6 protein-coding genes are annotated in these 6,601 nt (G+C 68.6%); 4 read left to right on the top strand and 2 right to left on the bottom strand.

The features are described from left to right. Positions 1–19: 19 nt before the first annotated feature. On the bottom strand, positions 20–1,597 hold the full coding sequence (locus ACFWGZ_RS21055) for a cation acetate symporter (protein WP_382453239.1): 1,578 nt from the start codon (positions 1,595–1,597) through the stop codon (positions 20–22). After that, entirely contained in the window at positions 1,594–2,004 is a 411-nt protein-coding gene (locus ACFWGZ_RS21050) for a DUF485 domain-containing protein (protein ID WP_382453238.1), read from the bottom strand. The genes ACFWGZ_RS21055 and ACFWGZ_RS21050 overlap by 4 nt, the downstream gene beginning before the upstream one ends. Before the next feature lie 335 nt (positions 2,005–2,339). Here ACFWGZ_RS21050 and ACFWGZ_RS21045 point away from each other — a divergent pair, with 335 nt between their 5' ends. From ACFWGZ_RS21045 to ACFWGZ_RS21030, 4 genes are read left to right on the top strand one after another with little or no spacing between them, the layout of a single operon-like run. After that, the gene (locus tag ACFWGZ_RS21045) at positions 2,340–4,967 is read left to right on the top strand and encodes a nitrate- and nitrite sensing domain-containing protein (protein ID WP_382453237.1); all 2,628 of its coding nucleotides are present in this window, start codon (positions 2,340–2,342) and stop codon (positions 4,965–4,967) included. Beyond that, positions 4,964–5,383 (top strand): roadblock/LC7 domain-containing protein, encoded by a 420-nt coding sequence (locus ACFWGZ_RS21040; protein ID WP_382453236.1) that lies wholly within the window; start codon positions 4,964–4,966, stop codon positions 5,381–5,383. The genes ACFWGZ_RS21045 and ACFWGZ_RS21040 overlap by 4 nt, the downstream gene beginning before the upstream one ends. Before the next feature lie 2 nt (positions 5,384–5,385). Then, positions 5,386–5,934, top strand: coding sequence for a DUF742 domain-containing protein (locus ACFWGZ_RS21035; RefSeq protein WP_382453235.1), 549 nt, complete (start codon positions 5,386–5,388; stop codon positions 5,932–5,934). Next, on the top strand, positions 5,915–6,532 hold the full coding sequence (locus tag ACFWGZ_RS21030) for an ATP/GTP-binding protein (protein ID WP_382453234.1): 618 nt from the start codon (positions 5,915–5,917) through the stop codon (positions 6,530–6,532). Before ACFWGZ_RS21035 ends, ACFWGZ_RS21030 begins: the two co-directional genes overlap by 20 nt. Positions 6,533–6,601 lie beyond the last annotated feature (69 nt).

The raw sequence follows: 6,601 nt of genomic DNA, 5'->3' as shown, positions 1-6,601 counted from the left end.
GCCCGGACCTGACGGCCGCTCAGCGCAGGCCCGACCCGATCCCGGTGAGCCCGCGCACCTCCATCTCCGCCTGCTTGCCCGCGTCCGCCTTCTCCCCGCCCAGGAACGTGCCCACGAACCCGGCCAGGAACGACAGCGGGATCGACACGATGCCGGGGTTGGACAGCGGGAAGAACGCGAAGTCGGCGTCCGGGAAGATCGACGACTTCGAACCCGAGATCGCGGGGGAGAACACGATCAGCAGCACGCACGAGGTGAGGCCGCCGTAGATGCTCCACAGCGTGCCGCGCGTGTTGAACCGCTTCCAGAACATCGAGTAGAGCAGCGTCGGCAGGTTCGCCGACGCCGCCAGCGCGAACGCGAGCGCCACCAGGAAGGCCACGTTCTGGCCGTTGGCCGCGATGCCGCCGACGATCGCCAGCACGCCGACGCAGACCGCGGTGATGCGGGCGACGCGGACCTCGTCGCGCGGGTCGGCGTCGCCGTGCTTGATGACGTTCGCGTAGACGTCGTGGGCGAACGAGGCGGACGCCGTCAGCGTCAGGCCGGCGACCACGGCGAGGATCGTGGCGAACGCGACCGCGCAGACGATGCCCAGCAGGACCGTGCCGCCCACCTGGAACGCGAGCAGCGGCGCCGCCGAGTTCTCGCCGCCGGGGGCGCCGGTGATCTCGTCGGTGCCGACCAGGGCCATCGCGCCGAAGCCGATCACCAGCGTGCAGGAGTAGAAGATGACCATCATCCACGTCGCCCACACGACGGACTTCCTGGCTTCCTTGGCGTTCGGCACCGTGTAGAAGCGCATCAGCACGTGGGGCAGCGACGCGGTGCCCAGGACCAGCGCCAGGGCCAGCGAGAGGAAGTCGACCTTCGACAGGCCCGTGGCGCCGTACTTCACGCCCGGCGCGAGCACCGCCTCGCCCAGCGGGGAGCGCTGCGTCGCCCGGTCGAGCATCGACGAGAAGTCGAAGCCGAACTTGCCGATCAGGAAGATCGTCAGCAGCGACACGGACAGGATCAGCAGGACGGCCTTGATGATCTGCACCCACGTGGTGCCCTTCATCCCGCCGACCAGCACGTACAGCACCATGACGATGCCGACGACCGCGATGATGATCGCCTGGCCCACCTTGCTGTGGACGTCGAGCAGCAGCGCCATCAGGCCGCCGGCGCCCGCCATCTGCGCGATCATGTAGAAGAGCGAGATCACGAGTGTCGCGTTCGCCGCCGCCGCGCGCACGGGGCGCTGGCGCATGCGGAACGCCATCACGTCGCCCATCGTGAAACGGCCGGTGTTGCGCAGCCGTTCGGAGATCAGCATCAAGCCGATCAACCAGGCGACGACCCAGCCGATCGAGTACATGAAGCCGTCGTAGCCGTTCACCGCGATCGCACCGGAGATGCCCAGGAACGACGCGGCGGAGAGGAAGTCACCGGAGAGCGCGATGCCGTTCTGCGTTCCGGTGAAGCTGCTGCCCGCGGCGTAGTAGTCCGACGCGCTCACGTTCCGCGTGGAAGCGCGGTACACGACGTAGAGCGTCAGCAGGACGAAGATGCCGAAGACGGACAGGTTGATCGCGGTGTTCGCCCCGGTCACGCCGGCTCCTCATCGGGTTCCACCAGCGCACGCACCCTGCCGACCTGCGGGTCGAGCTTCCTGCGGGAGTAGCGCGAGTAAGCCATTGTGATCACGATCGTGGTGACGAACTGGAGAAATCCCATCGTCAGCCCGACGTTCACCGTTCCGAACAGCGGAGTGCTCATGAAGTCGGCGGCGTAAGCGGAAAGCAATACGAACGTGACGTACCAAGCGAGGAACAGCACAGTCGCCGGGAGAATAAAACGGGCCACCCGCCGCTTGAGCGCCCGGAAATCATCACTCGTTTGGATGGCGTTGAAATCCGGCTCCCCGTCACCGTCGACGAGCAATGGGTGACGGGGTTCTTCGAAGGTCGCGAAACCGGGGGTCGCCGGGCGTGACACGGAGGGCAGCGCCTTCGTCATCAACCGCTCGCATTCGTTACGGGGAGTGCCCGGCGAGCGCAGGCGTGGAGGCCGCGGCTGAACCGGGGATGGAGGGCGCAAGCGTAACCACGCGTCGCGGCGAGTCAATCCCCTGAACCCGCAGGACCACCCGAAAGGTCGGTCGTCACCGTCGGTGATCGATCGTGCACAACCCAGGTCGTTGTCGCGTCACGCTCTCTGGCCTACTATCCGCTCACACCCGACACGGCAGTCGTCGATATCGAACTGCGAGGGGTGTCTCGACTCATGGGGATTCACCAGGCCAGGAGGTAGCCGAAAGTGGGGCACTTCGAGCGCGCCTTGGGGACCATTTCGTGAATGTCGAGTGGAGAAAGATCAGCGACTGGCGCAACTGGCGCCTGCCCGTCAAGCTCGGTGTCGTCCTCGTGGTGCCGGTGGCGGTCGCCATCGGAGCGGGTGCCCTGCAGATCTCCGGTTACGTCGATCGGTCGAACAACTACGTGCAGATGCAGGGCCTGGTCCGGCTGCGCGCGGACCTGGCGCCGTTGATCTCGAGCGTCCAGCAGGAGCGCACGCTCGCCGCCCAGAGCTCCACGAGCGGCTCCGGCGTCGGCGCGTACCAGAACCAGATCAGGTCGACCGACAACGCCGCCACGACCGTGCGCCGCCGCGTCGAACGCTCCACCGGCCTGAGCGAGGTCGCCCGCAACCGGTTCTCCGAGCTCGGCGGCCAGCTGGAGACGCTGAAGAACCTGCGCGAGAAGGTCGCCCAGGGCGGCGACGACGGCGACCCGTCCGGCGGCACCACGGGCTACACCGCGGTCGTGAAGTCGTTGCTGGACTTCGAGCAGGCGCTCATCAGCCAGTTCGGCGACGAGGCCATCTCCGGCACCGCCATGGCGCTGCACAACATGGTCATCGCGCAGGAGCAGGTGTCCCTGCAGCACGCGGTCGTCCTGGCCGGCATCGGGCGCACCAAGCTCCTCGGGCCCGAGGTCCGCGTGCTGGAGCAGTCCGACATCCGCCTGCAGGACCGCCTCAGCGACTTCCAGGCCATCGGCACGACCGAGCAGCGCCGCGCCTACGACCAGACGGTCACCGGCGCGGCGGTGGCGAACCGCTCCGCCCTCGTCGAGCGCGCCCTCACCCAGCCCGACGGCACGCCGCAGCCCGCCACGCGTCCCGGCCAGCCCAAGCCCCCGGCGTCGTTCGGCATCGCCGTCGACGACTGGAACCGGTCGTCCGGCACCACCGCCCGCCTGATGGAACAGGTCGTCCGCGAGCTGCAGGACGAGCTCGCCGGCTCCGCCGCGCAGCTGCAGGACGACACGTCCAACAAGGCCGGCGCCGCCGCCGTCATCCTGCTCGCGATGCTGCTCATCGCCGTCACGCTCGGCTTCGTCATCGGCCGCTACCTGCTGCGCTCGCTCACCGAGCTGCGGCGCTCCGCCCTCGACGTGGCGCACCACCACCTGCCGGAGGTCGTCGCCGCGATCCGCGCCGACCGCAAGCCCGACACCGAGATCGAACCGGTGCCCGTGCACTCCAGCGAGGAGTTCGGCCAGCTGGCGCGCGCGTTCGACGCGGTGCACGAGCAGGCGATCCGCTCCGCCGTCGAGCAGTCGTCGCTGCGCTCGGGCATGAAGAACATCTTCGTCAACCTGTCGCGCCGCTCGCAGGGCCTCGTCGAGCGCCAGCTCAAGCTCATGGAGGAGCTGGAGCGCCACGAGGAGAACCCCGAGCAGCTCGCCAACCTGTTCAAGCTCGACCACCTCGCGACGCGCATGCGCCGCAACAACGAGAACCTGATGGTGCTCTCCGGCACCGACGTCGCGCGCCGGTTCCACCAGCCCGTGCCGCTGGCCGACGTGCTGCGCGCCGCCGCGTCGGAGATCGAGCACTACCAGCGGGTGGTCGTGAAGTCGACGCCGTCGGTCGAGATCGTCGGCTACGCGGCCAGCGACCTCGTCCGCCTCGTCGCGGAGCTGCTGGACAACGCCACCGCGTTCTCCGCGCCCGCCACCCAGGTCGTCATCGGCTCCCGGCTCGACCAGCAGGGCGCCGTGCTCGTCGAGGTCGCCGACCAGGGCATCGGCATGGGCCCGGCGGAACTCGCCGAGGCCAACGAGCGGCTCTCCGCCGACACCGAGGACGACGTGCCGGTGTCGCGGCAGATGGGTCTGTTCGTCGTCGGCCGGCTCGCGTCCCGGCACGGCGTCTCCGTGCGGCTGCGCGCGGCGGGGGAGGGCAGGGAGGGCCTGCGGGCGCTCGTGCTCGTGCCGTCCGAGCTCGTCCGCTCGAACGAACCGGCGCCCGCGCCGTCGCAGCCCCGGCACGCCGCGCTGCCGCAGCCCAAGCCCGCGCTCACCCCCAAGCAGCCGCACGTGGTCGTGAAGACGCCGAACCTGGCGCCACCCCCGCCCGCCGCCGCTCCGGCCATCGAGCAACCGCGCCAGTCGGAGGAGTGGACGTCCTTCCGCGGCGCCGCGATCGACGAATCCCTGCCGAGGCGAAACCCTCGCGGCACGTCGTCCGTTGAGAAGTCCGTGCCCGCAGAGACGCCGAACGAGACAACGTCCTCCTGGTTCGCCGGCAGCGGGGCCCAGGACGAAACAGTCAACGGGGATCATTCGAACGGGTCCACATCGGAGCCCGGCTCCAAGCCGTCACCGTCCGTAGTGGCATCCTGGTTCGGCAAGAAGCCGGGCGGGACGGTCTGGGAACAGGCGGGGGAACCCGCCACCGACGCCGGGGAGACCGAGGCCGGACTGCCGAAACGGGCGCCGCGCAAGAACCTGCTCCCCGACCTCGCGGACCGCCCGGAGAACGGCGCACGGCCTCCCGCGGGCCCGAAGCGCGATCCGGAGCGGACGAGGGGCTTCCTCGCGAGCTACCAGACGGGCATCCGGCAGGCCCCGCTGGGCGGCAACGGGAACGGGAACGGCCAGGGCAACGGCCAGTGGAACGGGGAGAAGGCATGACCACGCCGCAGTCGAGCAAGGTGGACCAGTTCGGCTGGCTCATCACGAACTTCACCGATCGCGTGGCCGGTGTCGCTCACGCGATCGTGATCTCGGTCGACGGCCTCCTGCTCACCAAGTCGGCCGGTTTGCCGCTGGAGAGGGCGGACCAGCTGTCCGCCATCGCCTCGGGCGTCGTGGCGCTCACGCTGAGCGCGGCACGGTGTTTCGAGGGTGGCGGAGTGTTGCGCACCGTGATCGAGATGGATTACGGGATCATGCTTCTCATGTCCATCCGAGACGGATCTTGTCTGGCGGTTCTCGCCGCTCCCGACAGCGACGTCGGCCAGGTCGCCTACGAGATGACCGTGGTCGTCGACCAGGTGGGCCAGATCCTCACCCCCGAACTGCGAGCCCAGCTGCACAGCGTGAGGTGATCATGAGTTCGGCCGCAGACCCGAACCGACGACACAGGCGGGTCGAGACACCCGCCGAGCAGACCTTCGCCGACCTGATGAACGGGTTTTCCCTGGACTCGGGCCGGAAGCGTCCGCGCACGAGTTCCATTCCGGAGCCGGAACCGGCCCCGGTCGAAGAGCTGCCCCCGGCCGAGAGGCCGGCTTTCGAGTTCGGTGCCACCGAGCCCGCCGACTCGTCGATCGTGCGCGCATACGCCTGGACGGGTGGGCGCACACGGTCGAACATTCATCTCGAGATCGAGACACTTGTCTCCGCGAATGATCAGAGTCGGCGCTCGGCAGGTATCTTGCAGTCGGAACACCAACGCGTCGTCGAGTTGTGCCGTTCACCGCGATCCGTCGCGGAGGTGGCCGCACTGATGCGACTTCCACTGGGAGTCGTGAAGGTGCTCCTCGGCGACATGGCGGAACGAGGTCTGGTGGACGTGCACCAGACCGCTTCCGCAGGCGGTGACACGCCGGACCTCGGGTTGATGGAGAGAGTGCTCAGTGGACTACGTCGGCTCTAGATTTCCCGAATTCGGGCCCCCGGGGCCGCCCGGTCGGGAGCTGACCTCGGCCAAGATCGTCGTCGCCGGCGGCTTCGGCGTGGGCAAGAGCACCTTCATCAGGACGATCGTGGAAAACGATCTGCTGACCATGACGGCGATGGCGCCGGAACGTGCGGGCCTGGTGACCGAACTGGTGCGCATCCAATTCGGACGTGTGTGGCTCGACCCCGGTCTCGCCCTGCACCTGTTCGTGGCCCCGCAGTGGCAGAACCCGAGCGCGGGCTGGTCGGACGTCGTGCGCGGTGCCGTCGGCGCCGTGGTGCTGTTCGACGTGATGCGGCCGGCGGACTCGGTGGACGCCATGCGGTACTTCGAGGACCACAAGATCCCGTACGTGCTGGCGTTGAACAACGTGCACGACTCGGTGCGGTCCGACGTGAAGGCGATCATCCGCGGAATGGGGATCGCTCCCGAGGTTCCGGTGGTGAACTGCGATCCGCGGGTGCGGTTGTCGGTTCGGGAGACGCTGATCACGCTGACCGAGCACGCCAAGCTGGACCGGTGGCGGCGGCGGCCCGGGCCCGACGAGACGACTCCGCTCGCACCTGTGTGCTGAAGATTTTTCGGATTTGCTGGCGGCTCCTCGCGTGATGCGGGGAGCCGTTTGCTTTTCCGCGGCACTCGT

This window comes from Lentzea sp. NPDC060358, assembly GCF_042725365.1.
Classification (GTDB): domain Bacteria; phylum Actinomycetota; class Actinomycetes; order Mycobacteriales; family Pseudonocardiaceae; genus Lentzea.
The sequence above is the reverse complement of the archived record's forward strand: the minus strand, read 5'-3'. Positions and strand labels throughout refer to the sequence as shown.

Bases quoted from the DNA above. Each gene is read 5' to 3' on its own strand.
- ACFWGZ_RS21050 (WP_382453238.1), bottom strand. From the start codon at position 2,004: ATGACGAAGGCGCTGCCCTCCGTGTCACGCCCGGCGACCCCCGGTTTC.
- ACFWGZ_RS21040 (WP_382453236.1), top strand. From the start codon at position 4,964: ATGACCACGCCGCAGTCGAGCAAGGTGGACCAGTTCGGCTGGCTCATC.
- ACFWGZ_RS21035 (WP_382453235.1), top strand. From the start codon at position 5,386: ATGAGTTCGGCCGCAGACCCGAACCGACGACACAGGCGGGTCGAGACA.